The 17,220-nt window shown below is 62.0% G+C and carries 26 protein-coding genes; all 26 read right to left on the minus strand.

What is annotated here, in order from left to right:
• Positions 1–4: 4 nt before the first annotated feature.
• The 26 genes from IWX65_RS01170 to rpsL all read right to left on the minus strand — a co-directional run bounded on the left by IWX65_RS01170 (position 5) and on the right by rpsL (position 16,957).
• A complete protein-coding gene (locus IWX65_RS01170) occupies positions 5–577 on the minus strand; it encodes an adenylate kinase (RefSeq protein WP_196880640.1) in 573 nt (190 codons plus the stop codon).
• Complete coding sequence (secY, locus tag IWX65_RS01175; RefSeq protein ID WP_196880641.1) at positions 574–1,887, minus strand: preprotein translocase subunit SecY; 1,314 nt, start codon at positions 1,885–1,887, stop codon at positions 574–576. The genes IWX65_RS01170 and secY overlap by 4 nt, the downstream gene beginning before the upstream one ends.
• 230 nt (positions 1,888–2,117) lie before the next feature.
• A complete protein-coding gene (gene rplO, locus IWX65_RS01180) occupies positions 2,118–2,612 on the minus strand; it encodes a 50S ribosomal protein L15 (RefSeq protein ID WP_196880642.1) in 495 nt (164 codons plus the stop codon).
• Positions 2,612–2,830: a 50S ribosomal protein L30 gene (gene rpmD, locus IWX65_RS01185; protein ID WP_026549109.1), complete on the minus strand. Its 219-nt coding sequence runs from the start codon at positions 2,828–2,830 to the stop codon at positions 2,612–2,614. Before rpmD ends, rplO begins: the two co-directional genes overlap by 1 nt.
• Positions 2,827–3,567: a 30S ribosomal protein S5 gene (gene rpsE / locus IWX65_RS01190; RefSeq protein ID WP_196880643.1), complete on the minus strand. Its 741-nt coding sequence runs from the start codon at positions 3,565–3,567 to the stop codon at positions 2,827–2,829. Before rpsE ends, rpmD begins: the two co-directional genes overlap by 4 nt.
• Entirely contained in the window at positions 3,564–3,947 is a 384-nt protein-coding gene (gene rplR, locus IWX65_RS01195) for a 50S ribosomal protein L18 (protein ID WP_196820967.1), read from the minus strand. Before rplR ends, rpsE begins: the two co-directional genes overlap by 4 nt.
• Before the next feature lie 2 nt (positions 3,948–3,949).
• Positions 3,950–4,486, minus strand: a complete 537-nt coding sequence (gene rplF / locus IWX65_RS01200) for a 50S ribosomal protein L6 (protein ID WP_196880644.1) — start codon at positions 4,484–4,486, stop codon at positions 3,950–3,952.
• A gap of 18 nt (positions 4,487–4,504) precedes the next feature.
• Positions 4,505–4,903 (minus strand): 30S ribosomal protein S8, encoded by a 399-nt coding sequence (rpsH, locus tag IWX65_RS01205; RefSeq protein WP_196880645.1) that lies wholly within the window; start codon positions 4,901–4,903, stop codon positions 4,505–4,507.
• Positions 4,904–4,987: 84 nt separating this feature from the next.
• Positions 4,988–5,563: a 50S ribosomal protein L5 gene (gene rplE / locus IWX65_RS01210; protein ID WP_196880646.1), complete on the minus strand. Its 576-nt coding sequence runs from the start codon at positions 5,561–5,563 to the stop codon at positions 4,988–4,990.
• Complete coding sequence (rplX, locus tag IWX65_RS01215) at positions 5,563–5,940, minus strand: 50S ribosomal protein L24 (RefSeq protein WP_196880647.1); 378 nt, start codon at positions 5,938–5,940, stop codon at positions 5,563–5,565. Before rplX ends, rplE begins: the two co-directional genes overlap by 1 nt.
• Positions 5,941–5,944: 4 nt before the next feature.
• A complete protein-coding gene (gene rplN, locus IWX65_RS01220; protein ID WP_026549116.1) occupies positions 5,945–6,313 on the minus strand; it encodes a 50S ribosomal protein L14 in 369 nt (122 codons plus the stop codon).
• Between the two features lie 267 nt (positions 6,314–6,580).
• A complete protein-coding gene (gene rpsQ, locus IWX65_RS01225; RefSeq protein WP_196880648.1) occupies positions 6,581–6,925 on the minus strand; it encodes a 30S ribosomal protein S17 in 345 nt (114 codons plus the stop codon).
• A complete protein-coding gene (gene rpmC, locus IWX65_RS01230) occupies positions 6,922–7,266 on the minus strand; it encodes a 50S ribosomal protein L29 (RefSeq protein ID WP_196820963.1) in 345 nt (114 codons plus the stop codon). Before rpmC ends, rpsQ begins: the two co-directional genes overlap by 4 nt.
• 2 nt (positions 7,267–7,268) lie before the next feature.
• A complete protein-coding gene (rplP, locus tag IWX65_RS01235; RefSeq protein WP_087030089.1) occupies positions 7,269–7,685 on the minus strand; it encodes a 50S ribosomal protein L16 in 417 nt (138 codons plus the stop codon).
• The gene (gene rpsC / locus IWX65_RS01240) at positions 7,686–8,540 is read right to left on the minus strand and encodes a 30S ribosomal protein S3 (RefSeq protein ID WP_196880649.1); all 855 of its coding nucleotides are present in this window, start codon (positions 8,538–8,540) and stop codon (positions 7,686–7,688) included. It abuts the gene before it with no gap.
• A complete protein-coding gene (gene rplV, locus IWX65_RS01245) occupies positions 8,540–8,905 on the minus strand; it encodes a 50S ribosomal protein L22 (protein ID WP_196820961.1) in 366 nt (121 codons plus the stop codon). The genes rpsC and rplV overlap by 1 nt, the downstream gene beginning before the upstream one ends.
• A gap of 39 nt (positions 8,906–8,944) precedes the next feature.
• Complete coding sequence (gene rpsS / locus IWX65_RS01250) at positions 8,945–9,226, minus strand: 30S ribosomal protein S19 (RefSeq protein WP_026549122.1); 282 nt, start codon at positions 9,224–9,226, stop codon at positions 8,945–8,947.
• A 12-nt stretch (positions 9,227–9,238) separates the two neighbouring features.
• Entirely contained in the window at positions 9,239–10,078 is an 840-nt protein-coding gene (gene rplB / locus IWX65_RS01255; RefSeq protein ID WP_026531956.1) for a 50S ribosomal protein L2, read from the minus strand.
• A 33-nt stretch (positions 10,079–10,111) separates the two neighbouring features.
• Positions 10,112–10,417, minus strand: a complete 306-nt coding sequence (gene rplW, locus IWX65_RS01260; protein WP_026531955.1) for a 50S ribosomal protein L23 — start codon at positions 10,415–10,417, stop codon at positions 10,112–10,114.
• Positions 10,414–11,049 carry a 50S ribosomal protein L4 gene (gene rplD, locus IWX65_RS01265; RefSeq protein WP_196880650.1) on the minus strand — a complete coding sequence of 212 codons (636 nt, stop codon included), beginning with the start codon at positions 11,047–11,049 and terminating at the stop codon, positions 10,414–10,416. Before rplD ends, rplW begins: the two co-directional genes overlap by 4 nt.
• A gap of 4 nt (positions 11,050–11,053) precedes the next feature.
• On the minus strand, positions 11,054–11,710 hold the full coding sequence (rplC, locus tag IWX65_RS01270; protein WP_026531953.1) for a 50S ribosomal protein L3: 657 nt from the start codon (positions 11,708–11,710) through the stop codon (positions 11,054–11,056).
• A gap of 16 nt (positions 11,711–11,726) precedes the next feature.
• Positions 11,727–12,035: a 30S ribosomal protein S10 gene (rpsJ, locus tag IWX65_RS01275; protein WP_026531952.1), complete on the minus strand. Its 309-nt coding sequence runs from the start codon at positions 12,033–12,035 to the stop codon at positions 11,727–11,729.
• A gap of 469 nt (positions 12,036–12,504) precedes the next feature.
• On the minus strand, positions 12,505–13,695 hold the full coding sequence (gene tuf, locus IWX65_RS01280; protein ID WP_196820959.1) for an elongation factor Tu: 1,191 nt from the start codon (positions 13,693–13,695) through the stop codon (positions 12,505–12,507).
• A gap of 213 nt (positions 13,696–13,908) precedes the next feature.
• Positions 13,909–16,023 carry an elongation factor G gene (fusA, locus tag IWX65_RS01285; RefSeq protein WP_196880651.1) on the minus strand — a complete coding sequence of 705 codons (2,115 nt, stop codon included), beginning with the start codon at positions 16,021–16,023 and terminating at the stop codon, positions 13,909–13,911.
• An 87-nt stretch (positions 16,024–16,110) separates the two neighbouring features.
• A complete protein-coding gene (gene rpsG, locus IWX65_RS01290; protein WP_026531948.1) occupies positions 16,111–16,581 on the minus strand; it encodes a 30S ribosomal protein S7 in 471 nt (156 codons plus the stop codon).
• A 1-nt stretch (position 16,582) separates the two neighbouring features.
• Entirely contained in the window at positions 16,583–16,957 is a 375-nt protein-coding gene (rpsL, locus tag IWX65_RS01295) for a 30S ribosomal protein S12 (RefSeq protein WP_026545668.1), read from the minus strand.
• Positions 16,958–17,220: the final 263 nt, after the last annotated feature.

A 17,220-nucleotide genomic window follows, 5' to 3' on the forward strand; every position in this document is an offset into this window, starting at 1 on the left:
GAACCTAGCTCGCTACCTTGAGGGCAGCCATCACGCGCTCGGTTACTTCGTCGATCGGACCGAGTCCGTCCACCTGGGTCACGATGCCCCGCTCCTTGTACTGGGACACCACACCCTCGGTCTGGGAGTGGTAGAGGCTCAGGCGGTGCCTGATCACTTCCTGGTTGTCATCGGAGCGTCCATCGAGCTTCGCCCGCCCGAGGAGCCGGCGGACCAGCTCTTCGTCGTCGGCTGTGAGCTGGAGCACGACGTCGAGGGCGAGTTCGTTCTCCCGGAGGATGTCGTCCAACTCGGCGACCTGGGGTGCGGTCCGCGGGTACCCGTCGAGCAGGAAGCCCTCCTGGACGTCGTCGGCAGCAAGGCGGTCCCTCACCATCAGATTGGTGACGCTGTCCGGAACGAAGTCCCCGGCGTCCATGTACTTCTTCGCCTCGACGCCGAGCGGAGTCTCACGCTTGACGTTGTCCCGGAAGATGTCGCCGGTAGAAATCGCGACGACGCCGAGCCGCTCGGAGATGCGGGCGGCCTGCGTGCCCTTCCCCGACCCGGGAGGTCCGATAATGAGCATCCGTGTCATCGCAACAACCCTTCATAGTGACGCTGCTGTAGCTGGGCATCGATCTGCTTCACTGTCTCCAGGCCGACGCCCACCATGATCAGGATCGAGGTGCCGCCGAAGGGGAAGTTTTGGTTCGCGCCGATTGCCACGAGTGCGATCAGCGGGATCAGCGCTACGAGGCCCAGGTAGATGGCACCCGGCAGTGTGATCCGGGAAAGGACGTACTGGAGGTACTCCGCCGTCGGGCGCCCTGCCCGGATGCCGGGGATGAAGCCGCCATACTTCTTCATGTTCTCGGACACTTCATCCGGGTTGAAGGTGATGGAGACGTAGAAGTAGGTGAAGAACACGATCATGGCGAAGTACAGCGCCATGTACAGCGGGTGGTCGCCCGTTGCCAGATAGGTCGTGATCCAGTTGACCCACTCGGGCGGCGGAGTCTGCCCGTCGTTGGGCGTGTTGAACTGGGCGACGAGCGAGGGCAGGTACAGCATCGAGGACGCGAAGATCACGGGGATGACGCCGGCCATGTTCACCTTGATGGGAATGTACGTGCTGCTGCCGCCGAGGGTGCGTCGGCCGATCATCCGCTTGGCGTACTGCACGGGGATCCGGCGCTGCGACTGCTCGACGAAGATGACCAGGGCGACGACGACGACACCCATGAGCAGGACGAAGGTGAACACTGTTGCGCCCTGGGTACGGAGGATCTCGCCGAGGGAGGTGGGGAAGCCGGCTGCGATGGCGGTGAAGATGAGCAGGGACATGCCGTTGCCCACGCCCTTTTCCGTGATGAGCTCGCCCATCCACATGATGAGGCCGGTGCCCGCGGTGAGGGTGAGGATCAGGAGGATGATCGTGATCAGGGAGTCGTCCGGGATGAGCGGTACGGGGCAGTCGCCCAGCAGAGCTCCGGAACGCGCCAGCGAAACCAGCGTGGTGGCGTTGAGCAGCCCGAGGGCGATCGTCAGGTAGCGCGTGTACTGCGTGAGCCTCGACTGGCCCTGCGCGCCTTCCTCATGAAGCTCCTGGAAGCGGGGAATGACCACGCGCAGCAGCTGGGTGATGATGCTTGCCGTGATGTAGGGCATGATCCCGAGGGCGAAGATCGACACCTGGAGGAGTGCGCCACCGCTGAACAGGTTGACGAACTGGTAGAGGCCGCCCTCGGTGTTGCCGAGCTGCAGGCACTGCTGTACGTTCCCGTAGTCGACGCCGGGTGCGGGGATGAAGGCACCGAGGCGGAAGATGGTGATGATTCCCAGCGTGAACAACAGCTTGCGCCGCAGGTCTGGCGTCCGGAATGCCCGGCCAATAGCGCTTAGCAAGCGTCCTCCTGAAGGTCTTGATCGTCCGAAGCGGACAGTCCACAACAACCGAGTCTAACGGTTGGCGATCAGTGCATTGGCACCAAGGGATGGATGTCGGCCCTTAAGCCGGAAAACTCCTGGTGGGCCGGTAGAGTGCCGGCCCACCAAGAGTCTAGTTCCTAAGTGCTGCGTATCACAGCAAGCCCCTCCCCCGCGCCCGACAGGCGTGGGACCGGGACCGGAACGGGTCAGACCTTGGTGGTCGAGCCGCCTGCTGCTGCAATCTTCTCAGCAGCGCTGGCGGAGAAGCGGTTGGCCGTTACGTTCACGGCCACCGTGATGTCTCCGGTACCCAGCACCTTGACGGGCTGGTTCTTGCGAACCGCACCGTTGGCTACGAGGTTTTCCACCGTGACGTCGCCGCCGTCGGGGTACAGCTCCGAGATCTTGTCCAGGTTGACCACCTGGAACTCGACACGGAACGGGTTCTTGAAGCCGCGCAGCTTGGGCAGACGCATGTGGAGCGGCAACTGCCCGCCCGCGAATCCTGCCTTGACCTGGTAGCGCGCTGCGGTTCCCTTGGTACCTCGACCAGCGGTCTTGCCCTTGGAGCCTTCGCCACGGCCCACGCGGGTCTTGGCGGTCTTGGCTCCGGGGGCGGGGCGCAGGTGGTGGACCTTGAGCGCATGGACGCGCTGCGTTTTCTCTTCGGTGGCAGGTGCCACCGTTTCGTTCTCTGCCATTAGTTGGCCTCCTCAACCTTCAAGAGGTGCGGAACCGTATTGACCATGCCCACGGTGACGGCGTCGGCTTCACGAACCACTGTGTGGCCGATCCGCTTGAGCCCCAGGGAGCGCACGGTGTCGCGCTGGTTCTGCTTTTCGCCGATGATCGACTTGATTTGCGTGATTCGAAGCTGCGCCGAGCTCACGACAACGCGCTTGGGGGTGATAGCTGTCATTTCGCACCTACCTTCTGAGCTGCGATTGCACGCAGCATCTGGTGTGACGCGACCTCGTCCAGGGGCAGTCCACGACGGGCTGCTACTGCCTGAGGCTCCTCAAGGCGCTTGAGCGCATCGACGGTCGCGTGAACGATGTTGATGGCGTTCGAGGATCCGAGCGACTTGGAGAGGACGTCGTGGATGCCGACGCATTCGAGGACCGCACGCACCGGACCGCCGGCGATAACGCCGGTACCCGGTGACGCAGGGCGGAGGAGAACAACTCCAGCTGCCGCTTCGCCCTGAACCAGGTGCGGAACGGTGCCACCGATGCGGGGCACGCGGAACATGGTCTTCTTGGCTTCCTCGACGGCTTTCTGGATTGCCGAGGGAACTTCCTTCGCCTTGCCGTAACCTACTCCGACCATGCCGTTGCCGTCGCCGACCACCACGAGCGCGGTGAAGCTGAACCGGCGGCCACCCTTGACGACCTTGGCCACACGATTGATGGTGACGACGCGTTCGATGAACTTGTCCTTGTCGTCCCGTCCACCGTCGCGCCCGCCGTCGCGGCCACCACGGCCACCACGGTCGCTCTTGCCGCCGCGCTGATCCCCGCCGCGTCCGCTTGCGCGTCCGCCCCGGTTGGCGTCGGTAGCTGCGGCGTCAGTTGCGCCTGCAGCCGGGGCTTCGGTTGCTGGCTGCTCTGTACCCGTACTCAATGGGGCTTCCTTTGCCTTGTTTTCCTCGGTCACAGTGCCAGACCACCCGTCCGGGCGCCGTCTGCAATTGCTGCAACACGACCGTGATACTTGTTGCCGCCGCGGTCGAAGACAACTGCTTCGACGCCGGCAGCCAGGGCGCGCTGTGCGACGAGTTCGCCGACTCGCGTGGCCTTGGCGGTCTTGTCACCGTCGAAAGCGCGAAGATCGGCTTCGAGGGTGGAGGCGGATGCAACCGTCATGCCCTTGGTGTCATCGACGACCTGCACGAATACGTGGCGGGCCGAACGGTTGACGACCAGACGCGGACGTGCTGCCGTCCCCGAGACGCGCTTGCGTACCCGGAGGTGACGGCGTCCACGGGCTGCGGACTTACTCTTGGACGATCGCTTCTTATTGATGCTGATTGCCATGGTTACTTACCAGCCTTTCCGACCTTGCGGCGGATGATCTCGCCTGCGTAGCGGATTCCCTTGCCCTTGTAGGGGTCGGGTTTGCGCCGCTTGCGGATGTTTGCAGCAACCTCGCCGACCTGCTGCTTGTTGATGCCTGACACCGAGAGCTTGGTCGGGGTATCGACGGTCAGGACAATGCCTTCGGGAGCCTTCACGGCCACCGAGTGGCTGTAGCCCAGCGCAAACTCCAGGTCGGTTCCCTTGGCCTGGACACGGTAACCCGTGCCCACGATCTCAAGGTTCTTCTTGTATCCCTCGGTGACTCCGACGATCATGTTGGAGACCAGGGTGCGGGTGAGGCCGTGCAGCGAACGCGATTCGCGCTCGTCGTTGGGCCGGGTGACGGTCAGTGTGGAGCCGTCGAGGGCGACCTCGATGGGGCTGGGCACAGAATGGCTCAGTTCACCCTTCGAACCCTTGACGGAAACCAGGTTGCCGTCGACCTTGACCTCGACACCTGCAGGAACGGTGATGGGGAGACGTCCAATACGTGACATTTTTCTTTCCCTTTCCCGCTACCAGACGTAGGCGAGGACTTCCCCACCTACACCCTTCTTGGATGCCTGGCGGTCTGTGAGCAGACCGGAGGACGTGGACAGGATGGCGATACCGAGTCCGCCGAGTACATGCGGCAGATTGGTGGACTTCGCGTACACGCGCAGTCCCGGCTTGGAGATGCGGCGGATACCGGCGATCGAGCGCTGGCGGTCCGGGCCGAACTTGAGGTCGAGGGTGAGCTTCTTGCCGACCTCTGCTTCCTCTTCCTTCCAGCCGGCGATGTAGCCTTCGGTCTTCAGGATGTCGGCAACGCGTGCCTTCAACTTGCTGTACGGCATGGACACGGAGTCGTGGTAAGCCGAGTTTGCATTGCGCAGACGCGTGAGCATGTCTGCGACAGGATCTGTCATTGTCATGTGGGCTTCAGCCCTTCCTCGTAACGGTTTCCGGGTTCCGACTGCACCTGGGTGCGATCAGGGCGGACCTGCAACGTAGTTAGATTAATCTTCGGATTTGAACGGAAAGCCGAGCGCCTTGAGGAACGCGCGGCCCTCGGCGTCGGTCTTGGCTGTGGTGACGACGGTGATGTCCATGCCACGCACGCGGTCAATCTTGTCCTGGTCGATCTCGTGGAACATGGACTGTTCCGTGAGGCCGAAGGTGTAGTTGCCGTTGCCGTCGAACTGCTTGCCGTTGAGGCCGCGGAAGTCGCGGATACGGGGCAGTGCGAGTGATACGAGGCGGTCCGTGAATTCCCACATACGGTCTCCACGCAGCGTCGCGTGGGCGCCGATGGGCATGCCCTCACGAAGCTTGAACTGTGCGATGGACTTGCGGGCCTTCGTGACCTGGGGCTTCTGGCCCGTGATCTGCGTCAGGTCCTTGACGGCACCGTCGATGAGCTTGGAGTCCTTGGCGGCATCTCCGACACCCATGTTGACGACGACCTTGACCAGGCGGGGAACCTGATTGACGTTCGAGTAGCCGAACTCTTCCTGCAGGGCAGTCTTGATTTCAGCGGCATAGCGGGCCTTCAGCCGGGGAAGGACCCTGGTCTCTGCGGTTTCAACAGTCATTACAGATCCTTCCCTGATGACTTGGCGAAGCGGATGCGGACCACACGCTCGCGGCCGTCACGCTCGACGGTCTCGGTGCGGTAGCCGACGCGCGTGGGCTTCTTGGTCTCGGGATCGACAACGGCCACGTTGCTAATGTGCACGGGGGCCTCGATGACCTCGATGCCGCCGGTCTTGGTGCCGCGCTGCGACTGCCCGACCTTGGTGTGCTTCGTGATCCGGTTGATGCCCTCGACGAGGACACGGCTGGACTCGGGGAACACCTTCAGAACCTTGCCCTGCTTGCCGCGGTCTCCGCCGCGCTCCTGCTTGGCTCCGGTGATCACCTGGACGAGGTCGCCCTTTTTGATCTTGAGCTTTACTGTCTTCTGTGCCATGGAATTAAAGCACCTCCGGCGCCAGCGAGATGATCTTCATGAAACGCTTGTCGCGCAGCTCGCGACCGACAGGGCCGAAGATACGGGTACCGCGGGGGTCGCCGTCGTTCTTCAGGATCACTGCTGCGTTCTCATCGAACTTGATGTAGGAACCGTCCGCACGGCGGCGTTCCTTCTTGGTACGGACGATGACCGCCTTGACGACGTCGCCCTTCTTGACGTTTCCGCCGGGAATTGCATCCTTGACGGTGGCGACGATGACGTCCCCGATGCCTGCGTAGCGGCGCCCTGACCCTCCGAGAACTCGGATGGTCAAGATTTCCTTGGCCCCCGTGTTGTCGGCGATCTTCAGCCGCGATTCTTGCTGAATCACTTATTACTCCTGTCGTCGCGCCGGTTCTCGATACGAGCCTTGCGGAACGGATATGGGTGGCCCCGTAATACTGGTACTCGCCACGAACCGCGCGCCAGGGCACGCGGCATCCTCAGTGGATGGTGTGATGAACAAGATTATCGGGCTTTTGCCTATTTGTCGGTGTGAGGGCATGCGCCAGCCCACCAGACAGACAAGGTTTCAATCCTATCGCAAAAATGCCCTGGACACGAAATCGCGTCCAGGGCATCCTCGGTAGAGCTGGGCCTACTTGGCCTTCTCGATGATCTCGACAAGGCGCCACCGCTTGGTGGCCGACAGCGGGCGGGTCTCGCTGATGAGAACGGAATCGCCGATGCCGGCGGCGTTCTCCTCGTCGTGGACCTTGACCTTCGAGCTGCGGCGGAGAACCTTGCCGTACAGCGCGTGCTTCACACGGTCCTCGACCTCGACCACGATGGTTTTGTTCATCTTGTCGGAGGTCACGTAGCCCCGGCGTACCTTGCGGTAGCCGCGGGAGTCGGCGTCGTGCACTGCCTTCTCTGTACCTCCAGCGTTTTCCTGGACAGGGGTTTCCTGTGCAGGAATTTCTTCGCTCTTCTGCTCACTCATTTGGCGTCCTCCTCAGAAGCCTCGGTGTCCACGGACGCGGCGTCCTTAGTGGAGGCCTTCTTGGATTTCTTGACCTTTTCCGTCTTCTCCGGCTTTGCTTCCTCGACGGGAGCAATCACCTCGGGACGAAGGCCCAGCTCGCGCTCACGCAGCACCGTGTAGATGCGGGCGATGTCGCGCTTCACTGAGCGAAGGCGGCCATGGCTCTCCAGCTGGCCGGTGGCCGACTGGAAACGGAGGTTGAACAGCTCCTCCTTGGCTTTCCGGAGCTCTTCCACCAGACGGTCCTTGTCAAAACCGTCAAGCTGGTCCGATGCTAGTTCTTTTGAACCCAGTGCCATGTCTATTCACCACCCTCACGTCGCACAATGCGTGCCTTCAACGGCAGCTTGTGAATTGCGAGGCGCAGCGCTTCGCGAGCTACCTCTTCGGTTACACCGGAGAGTTCGAAAAGAACCCGTCCCGGCTTGACGTTGGCCACCCACCATTCGGGCGAGCCCTTACCGGAACCCATGCGGGTTTCAGCCGGCTTCTTGGTCAACGGGCGGTCCGGATAGATGTTGATCCAGACCTTGCCGCCACGCTTGATGTGGCGGGTCATGGCAATACGCGCAGATTCGATCTGGCGGTTGGTGACGTATGCCGGGCTCAGAGCCTGGATACCCCATTCGCCAAAGCTCACTTCGGTACCACCGGTAGCAGCACCGGAACGACCCGGGTGGTGCTGCTTACGGAATTTGACTCGACGTGGGATAAGCATTTAAGCCTGTCCTCCTTCAGTCGCAGCGGGTGCTGCGGCGGTCTCGGCGGGAGCCGAAGCTCCCTGGGGAGCCGAGGCTCCCTGGCCCTCGGCGCGCTCAGGCGTACGACGACGACGCTCGCCACCGCGGTCCGCGCCGGCGGCGGGTCCACGGCTGGGACGGTCTCCGCCACGGCCGCGCGAAGGAGCCGCTGCAGCCTGGGCTGCGAGTTCCTTGGCGGTGATGTCGCCCTTGTAGATCCAGACCTTCACGCCGATGCGGCCGAAGGTGGTCTTGGCTTCGAAGAACCCGTAGTCGATGTTCGCGCGGAGGGTGTGCAGGGGCACACGTCCTTCACGGTAGAACTCCGAACGGCTCATCTCAGCGCCGCCCAGACGGCCGGAGCACTGGACACGGATGCCCTTTGCTCCCGCGCGCTGCGCCGACTGCATGGCCTTCTTCATGGCACGGCGGAAAGCCACGCGTGAGGAAAGCTGCTCGGCGATGCCCTGGGCAACGAGCTGAGCTTCCATCTCGGGGTTCTTGACCTCGAGGATGTTCAGCTGGACCTGCTTGCCGGTGAGCTTCTCGAGCTCTCCGCGAATGCGGTCCGCTTCGGCGCCGCGACGGCCGATGACGATCCCGGGACGCGCAGTGTGGATGTCCACACGGACGCGGTCACGGGTGCGCTCGATCTCGACCTTCGCGATACCGGCGCGGTCCATGCCCGTGGACATGAGCTGGCGGATCTTGATGTCCTCACGGACGAAGTCCCTGTAGCGCTGGCCCGGCTTGTTGCTGTCGGCAAACCAGTGCGACCTGTGGTCCGTGGTGATGCCGAGTCGGAACCCATGCGGGTTTACTTTCTGTCCCACTAGCGGACCTCCACTTTCTCAGGGGTAGCTACTACAACCGTGATGTGGCTTGTCCGCTTGTTGATGCGGAACGCGCGGCCCTGGGCACGCGGACGGAACCGCTTCATCGTGGGGCCTTCATCAACGAATGCTTCGCTAATGATGAGGTTGTCCTCGTCGAAGGCGAGGCCGTCACGGTCCGCGAGGACACGTGCGTTGGCCATTGCCGACTGAACTACCTTGAAAACCGGCTCTGAAGCAACCTGTGGGGCAAACTTCAGAATAGCCAGAGCCTCATTCGCCTGCTTACCACGAACAAGGTTGACGACGCGCCGGGCCTTCATAGGCGTTACGCGGATGTGACGCGCAATTGCCTTGGCTTCCATTGCTTTCCTTCTCTCGTCTTAGCCGTAAGAGCTAAGCGCCTAGCGGCGCTTGCCCTTGCGGTCGTCCTTAACATGGCCGCGGAAAGTCCGCGTAGGAGCGAATTCGCCGAGCTTGTGCCCGACCATCGACTCGGTGACAAACACCGGAATGTGCTTGCGCCCGTCGTGCACCGCGATCGTGTGCCCGAGCATGTCGGGGACGATCATGGAGCGGCGGGACCACGTCTTGATGACGTTCTTCGTACCCGATTCGTTCTCTCGAGCTACCTTTACGTAAAGGTGCTGATCGACGAAGGGGCCTTTCTTCAGGCTGCGTGGCATGTTCCCAGGCTCCTATCGCTTGTTCTTGCCGGAACGACGGCGACGCACAATGAGTGAATCGCTCTCCTTGTTTTGGCGACGCGTACGTCCCTCTGCCTTGCCGTTGGGGTTGACCGGGTGGCGTCCACCGGAGGTCTTACCTTCACCACCACCATGGGGGTGGTCGACAGGGTTCATGGCTACACCGCGGACGGTCGGGCGGATACCCTTCCAGCGGTTACGGCCGGCCTTGCCCCAGTTGATGTTCGACTGCTCGGCGTTGCCGACCTCGCCCACCGTTGCACGGCAGCGGACGTCGACATTGCGGATTTCGCCGGAAGGCAGTCGCAGCTGGGCGAAGCGGCCTTCCTTGGCGACGAGCTGGGTCGAAGCTCCGGCCGAGCGGGCCATCTTCGCACCGCCGCCTGGACGAAGCTCCACAGCGTGGATCACCGTACCGACGGGGATGTTGCGCAGCGGGAGGTTGTTGCCGGGCTTGATGTCAGCACCGGCACCTGCCTCGACGAAGTCGCCCTGCTTGAGCTTGTTCGGCGCGATGATGTAGCGCTTGGTGCCGTCGACATAGTGAAGGAGGGCGATGCGCGCGGTGCGGTTGGGATCGTATTCGATCTCGGCAACGCGGGCGTCGACGCCGTCCTTGTCGTGGCGGCGGAAGTCGATCAGACGGTACTGACGCTTGTGTCCACCACCCTTATGGCGGGTTGTGATCCTACCGGTGTTGTTACGGCCACCCTTTTTGGGGAGCGGACGTACCAAGGATTTTTCCGGCGTCGATCGTGTGATTTCTGCGAAGTCGGCAACGCTCGAGCCACGACGGCCCGGGGTTGTCGGCTTGTATTTACGGATTCCCATAACTCAATTCCTCGTTAAAGTGGTCTCCGCTCCCTAGGAGAGCGGACCGCCGAAGATGTCGATCGAGCCCTCTTTGAGGGACACGATGGCACGCTTGGTGCCCTTGCGCTGGCCCCAGCCGAACTTGGTGCGCTTGCGCTTGCCAACCCGGTTGATGGTGTTGATCGAGTCGACCTTCACGGAGAAGATCTTCTCGACTGCCAGTTTGATTTCTTCCTTGTTCGAGCGTGGGTCGACCAGGAAGGTGTATTTGCCTTCGTCGATCAGGCCGTAGCTCTTCTCCGAAACGACGGGTGCAATGACGACGTCGCGCGGATCCTTTGCGATGGTGCCGCTCACTTGGCATCCTCCTCGGAGATTACGTCAGCCGATCCGACGAACTGGTCGTAGGCAGCCTTGGTGAAGATGACGTCATCGGAAACCAGCACGTCATACGTGTTGAGCTGGTCTACATAAAGGACGTGGACCTGGGGTACGTTGCGCACGGACAGTGCTGCGACGTCGTTTGCGCGCTCGATGACGACGAGCAGGCGCGGACGCCCGGAAATGGCGCGCAGCGTGTCGATAGCGCCCTTCGTGGACGGCTTGCCGCCGGCCACGAGGGACTCGAGGACGTGGATACGGCCGTTGCGTGCCCGATCGGAGAGAGCGCCGCGGAGAGCCGCAGCCTTCATCTTCTTGGGGGTGCGCTGGCTGTAGTCGCGGGGGGTGGGCCCGTGGACCACGCCACCACCGGTCATGTGCGGTGCGCGGATCGAACCCTGGCGGGCACGGCCGGTTCCCTTTTGCTTGAACGGCTTGCGGCCTGCACCGCTCACCTCGGCGCGGGTCTTCGTCTTGTGGGTACCCTGACGGGCAGCCGCAAGCTGGGCCACAACAACCTGGTGAAGCAGTGGGACGTTGGTCTGTGCGTCGAAGATCTCAGCGGGGAGATCGACGCTCACTGTGTTGACGACTGAGTTCGTGACCATCTGGTCATGCTCCCTTCACGGCGGTGCGTACGAGGACGACCTGGCCGCGGGCGCCTGGCACGGCGCCCTTGATCAGCAGCAGCGACTTCTCGGCGTCGACCGCGTGAACGCGGAGGTTCAGCGTGGTCTGACGAACGGCACCCATACGGCCTGCCATTTTCATTCCCCGAAAAACGCGGCTGGGGGTTGAAGCGCCACCGATCGAACCGGGCTTGCGGTGGTTCTTGTGTGCGCCGTGCGAGGCTCCCACGCCGTGGAAGCCGTGACGCTTCATCACACCGGCGAAGCCCTTGCCCTTGGTGGTGCCGATGACGTCGACCTGCTGGCCGGCTTCGAAGAGCTCAACCGAGAGCTCCTGACCCAGCGAGTAGGAATCGGCATCGGAGGTACGCAGCTCGACCACGTGGCGGCGGGGGGTGACCCCGGCCTTCTCGAAGTGGCCGGCCAGCGGCTTGGTTACCTTGCGGGGGTCGATCTGGCCGAAGCCGATCTGCACGGCTGAGTAGCCGTCCTTGTCCGCGGACCGCAGCTGCGTAATAACATTCGAGTCAGCCTGGACCACAGTGACGGGGATGAGGATGTTGTTCTCGTCCCAGACCTGGGTCATGCCGAGCTTGACGCCCAGCAGGCCCTTGACCTGGCGCGTAAGTGAAGTAGACATGTGTATCCGCTCTCCCTTACAGCTTGATTTCGATGTTCACGTCCGCAGGCAAGTCGAGACGCATCAGCGAATCAACGGCCTTGGGCGTGGGATCAATGATGTCGATCAGACGCTTGTGTGTGCGCATTTCAAAGTGCTCACGGCTGTCCTTGTACTTGTGCGGCGACCGGATAACAACGAAAACGTTCTTCTCCGTGGGCAGTGGCACTGGGCCGACAACCGTTGCGCCTGCGCGCGTCACCGTCTCAACGATCTTCCGGGCTGAAACATCAATGACCTCGTGGTCATATGACTTCAGCCGGATGCGGATTTTTTGTCCCGCCATGGCGTCTCGACTCTCTCTCTACATGAAAACTGCTGGGCAGTTCCGGTACGTACATTGCCGCGTCCGTTGTACGACGCTCCCCGCGCAGACTGAATCCGGAAGAATCCGGGTTCCTCACCCTGCTGGAGCTCCGACCCCCGCGCTCGGGCGTGTCGCACAATTCGTGACACGCACAGTCCGCAGATTCGGCCGAGCCGAACGGGGTGGATTATATTTGGGCCACGCGAACCGGTGAACCCGAACCCTGCACCAGGCATTATCCTGACCGGGATGGAGTCTCGAACCGCACGCGCATGCACTTGAACAACTTATCCAGTCTGGCAGAGATACCTCAATTACGCCAATCGGCGAGGAAGTACGGCGTACCCTTCAGCGTGTCGGATCGGGTCGCGGAACACCTGGACACACAGAAAGGGCCCCGCTGCTGAAGCAGCGGGGCCCTCCCCGAAATCAGTTGATAGTCGAAAGACTACTTGTTGATCTTGGTGACGCGTCCTGAACCGACCGTGCGGCCGCCTTCGCGGATAGCGAAGCCGAGGCCCTCTTCCATGGCGATGGGCTGGATGAGCGCCACTGACATTTCAGTGTTGTCACCAGGCATAACCATTTCCGTGCCCTCGGGGAGGGTGATGACGCCGGTGACGTCAGTCGTGCGGAAGTAGAACTGCGGGCGGTAGTTCGAGTAGAACGGGTTGTGACGCCCGCCCTCGTCCTTGGCCAGGATATAGACGTTGGCCTCGAAGTCGGTGTGAGGGGTGATGGAACCCGGCTTCACGATGACCTGACCGCGCTCTACGTCTTCGCGCTTGATGCCGCGGAGCAGGAGGCCACAGTTCTCGCCGGCCCATGCTTCGTCGAGCTGCTTGTGGAACATCTCGATACCGGTGACCGTGGTCTTCTGGACCGGACGGATTCCGACGATCTCGATTTCCGAGTTGATCTTCAGGGTTCCACGCTCGGCGCGGCCCGTGACAACGGTTCCACGGCCGGTGATGGTGAAGACGTCCTCGACAGGCATGAGGAACGGCTTGTCCTTGTCGCGGATGGGGTCCGGAACGGACTCATCGACGGCAGCCATCAGGTCCTCGACGGACTTGACCCACTCGGGGTCGCCTTCCAGGGCCTTCAGGCCCGACACGCGAACCACGGGAGCTTCGTCGCCGTCGAAGCCCTGCGCGCTGAGCAGCTCGCGGACCTCCATCTCGACGAGGTCGAGGAGCTCTTCGTCGTCGACCATGTCGGACTTGTTCAGCGCGACCAGCAGGTAGGGAACGCCAACCTGGCGGGCGAGCAGGACGTGCTCGCGGGTCTGTGCCATTGGACCATCGGTAGCTGCGACAACGAGGATGGCGCCATCCATCTGTGCCGCACCGGTGATCATGTTCTTGATGTAGTCAGCGTGACCGGGAGCGTCTACGTGTGCGTAGTGGCGCTTCTCGGTCTGGTACTCAACATGCGAGATGTTGATGGTGATGCCGCGCTGCTTCTCCTCGGGAGCCGAGTCGATCGACGCGAAGTCACGCTGCTCGTTGAGAGTGGGGTACTTGTCGTACAGCACCTTGGAAATGGCAGCCGTCAACGTGGTCTTTCCATGGTCAACGTGACCAATGGTTCCGATGTTAACGTGCGGCTTAGTCCGCTCGAACTTTGCCTTCGCCACGGGTTCCTCCTAGAACGTTTGAGAAGATTTGCTTCCCAGCCGCGCTGTTCGCAGCTGAAACTCATGCAAGTCTACTGGGGGCTTTTGGTTTTGATGAAATTGCTCTGTGCGTCGGGCCCGGGATGGACCGTCGGCGGGAAGGCGGGACCGACCGGCTGGAGAGCAGGCCGGTCCCGCCCGGTGATTCCCCGCGTGGCGGGGAATCAGCCGAAGCTACTCGCCGCGGGTTTTCTGGATGATCTCGTCAGCTACTGCCTTCGGAACTTCCGAATAGCTGTCGAACTTCATCGAGTAGACAGCACGTCCCTGGGTCTTCGACCGCAGGTCGCCGATGTAGCCGAACATTCCCGAGAGGGGCACGTGCGCCGTGATGACCTTGACGCCACTTGCATCCTCCATGGACTGCATCTGGCCGCGACGTGAGTTGAGGTCACCGATGACTTCACCCATGTATTCCTCTGGGGTCCGTACCTCGACCTCCATCAGCGGCTCGAGCAGGACGGGCTTTGCCATCCGCGCAGCTTCCTTGAACGCCATCCGGCCGGCGATCTTGAACGCCATCTCGGAGGAGTCGACGTCGTGGTATGCGCCGTCGAGCAGCGTTGCTTTGATACCGACTACGGGATAGCCGGCCAGTACGCCGTCGTTGAGGGCATCCTGGATGCCTGCATCGACACTGGGGATGTACTCGCGGGGTACACGACCACCGGTGACCTTGTTCTCGAACGCGTACAGAACGCCCTCTTCGACCTCCATCGGCTCGATGGCGATCTGGATCTTGGCGAACTGGCCCGACCCACCCGTCTGCTTCTTGTGGGTGTAGTCGTGCTTGGCCACCTTGCTCTTGATCGTCTCGCGGTAGGCGACCTGGGGCTTGCCCACGTTGGCCTCGACGCGGAACTCCCGACGCATGCGGTCCACGAGGATGTCCAGGTGGAGCTCGCCCATGCCGGCGATGATCGTCTGACCGGTGTCCTCGTTGAGGGACACCTGGAAGGTGGGATCCTCTGCGGAGAGCTTCTGGATGGCCGTTGACAGCTTTTCCTGGTCGCCCTTGGTCTTCGGCTCGATGGCTACCGAGATCACGGGGGCCGGGAAGCTCATCGACTCGAGGACGATCTGGTTGGCTGAATCCGACAGGGTGTCACCAGTAGTGGTGTCCTTCAATCCGATCGCCGCGTAGATGTGACCGGCGAAGGCCTCGTCAACAGGGATTTCCTTGTTGGCGTGCATCTGGAACAGCTTCCCGATGCGCTCCTTCTTGTTCTTCGTCGAGTTCACCAGCTGCGTACCGGCAGTGACGTGCCCGGAATACACCCGGATGAAAGTCAGCTGTCCGAAGAACGGGTGGGTGGCAACCTTGAACGCCAGCGCCGAGAAAGGCTCCTCGGTGGTGGGCGCGCGGGTCAGCTCGACCTCTTCGTTCCGGGGATCGTGACCGATCATCGGGGGAACGTTGAGCGGCGACGGCAGGTAGTCGATCACGGCGTCGAGCATGGGCTGCACGCCACGGTTCTTGAAGGCGGATCCACACAGGATCGGGTACAGCTCGGAGTTGATCGTCATCTTGCGGATGCCGGCCTTGAGCTCGTCGATGCTGATCTCTTCGCCTTCGAGGTACTTCTCCATGAGTTCCTCGGAGGAGTCGGCGACGGTCTCGACGAGACGTGCGCGGTACTCTTCGGCCTTGGCCTGGAGATCGGCAGGGATTTCCTGGATCTCGTACTTGGCGCCCATGGTGACGTCACCCTTTGAGTCGCCGGGCCACACCAGTGCGCGCATGTAGAGGAGGTCGACGACGCCGATGAAGTCGTTCTCGGCTCCGATCGGCAGCTGGAGGACCAGCGGCTTGGCGCCGAGGCGGCTGATGATCGTATCCACGGTGTAGTAGAAGTCGGCGCCCAGCTTGTCCATCTTGTTGACGAAGCAGATACGCGGTACTTCGTACTTGTCGGCCTGACGCCAGACGGTCTCCGACTGCGGCTCGACGCCTTCTTTACCGTCGAACACTGCGACGGCGCCGTCGAGGACGCGCAGGGAGCGCTCCACCTCGACGGTGAAGTCGACGTGCCCGGGGGTGTCGATGATGTTGATCTGGTTGTTTTCCCAGAAGCAGGTCACGGCGGCAGACGTGATGGTGATGCCGCGTTCCTTCTCCTGCTCCATCCAGTCGGTCGTCGAGGCGCCGTCGTGCGTCTCGCCGATCTTGTGGTTTACACCCGTGTAGAACAGGATGCGCTCGGTAGTAGTGGTCTTGCCGGCATCGATGTGCGCCATGATGCCGATGTTGCGGACCTTGTTGAGGTCGGTAAGCACGTCCTGTGCCACGGTGTCTCCCTTTTTACGAAGATGGAGTTCTGCTGGACCGCAGGCAGGAGGATTCCCTGTGGGGAAGGCTCCCTGCCTGCAGCGCTATTACCAGCGGTAGTGTGCGAAGGCCTTGTTCGATTCGGCCATCTTGTGCGTGTCTTCACGGCGCTTTACAGCCGCGCCGAGGCCGTTCGAGGCATCGAGGATCTCGTTCTGCAGGCGTTCCGTCATGGTCTTCTCGCGACGGGCCTTGGAGTAACCCACGAGCCAGCGGAGGGCGAGGGCAGTTGAACGCCCGGGCTTGACCTCGACGGGAACCTGGTAGGTAGCACCGCCGACACGGCGTGAGCGAACCTCAAGGCTCGGCTTCACGTTGTCCATGGCCTTCTTGAGAGCTGCCACGGGATCGCCGCCGGACTTGGCGCGTGCGCCTTCGAGGGCGCCGTAGACAATGCGCTCGGCGGTGGACTTCTTGCCGTCGACGAGTACCTTGTTGATCAGCTGCGTGACCAGGGGGGAACCGTATACGGGATCTAGTACGAGCGGCCGCTTCGGGGCCGGGCCCTTACGTGGCATATTACTTCTTCTCCATCTTTGCGCCGTAGCGGCTGCGAGCCTGCTTGCGGTTCTTGACGCCCTGCGTGTCGAGTGCGCCGCGGACGATCTTGTAGCGGACGCCGGGAAGGTCCTTCACGCGTCCGCCGCGCACCAGCACGATGGAGTGTTCCTGAAGGTTGTGACCTACACCGGGAATGTACGCAGTGACTTCGATGCCGCCGTTGAGGCGCACGCGGGCAACCTTGCGGAGCGCCGAGTTCGGCTTCTTGGGTGTGGTGGTGTAAACGCGGGTGCAAACGCCGCGCTTCATCGGGCTGCCCTTCAGTGCGGGCGCCTTGGTCTTGGAGACCTTAGGTGACCGGCCCTTGCGGACCAGCTGGTTAATCGTAGGCACTTTCGTGTTCTCCGTAATGTCTCGAGAAGATTCTCTGTTTGCCCGATCCTGCGGCGGCCCACCCCCTGCGGGCTGCGAACCACCCGGAGGCGGGAGCTATCAGTCGTTTGGCGCTTCACCTACCGAAACAAGCTGCCGCAAAACGACCGTAGGCGTGCGAAAATGTGGCATTCGTTGTACAAGATCCCTACAACACGGAGATACGTTTCGCAACGCCAATCCACTGCCACACAAACAATTGATCTCAAGTCTATCAGAGATTG

It is taken from the genome of Arthrobacter sp. CAN_A214, from assembly GCF_015751955.1.
Lineage (GTDB): Bacteria > Actinomycetota > Actinomycetes > Actinomycetales > Micrococcaceae > Arthrobacter_D.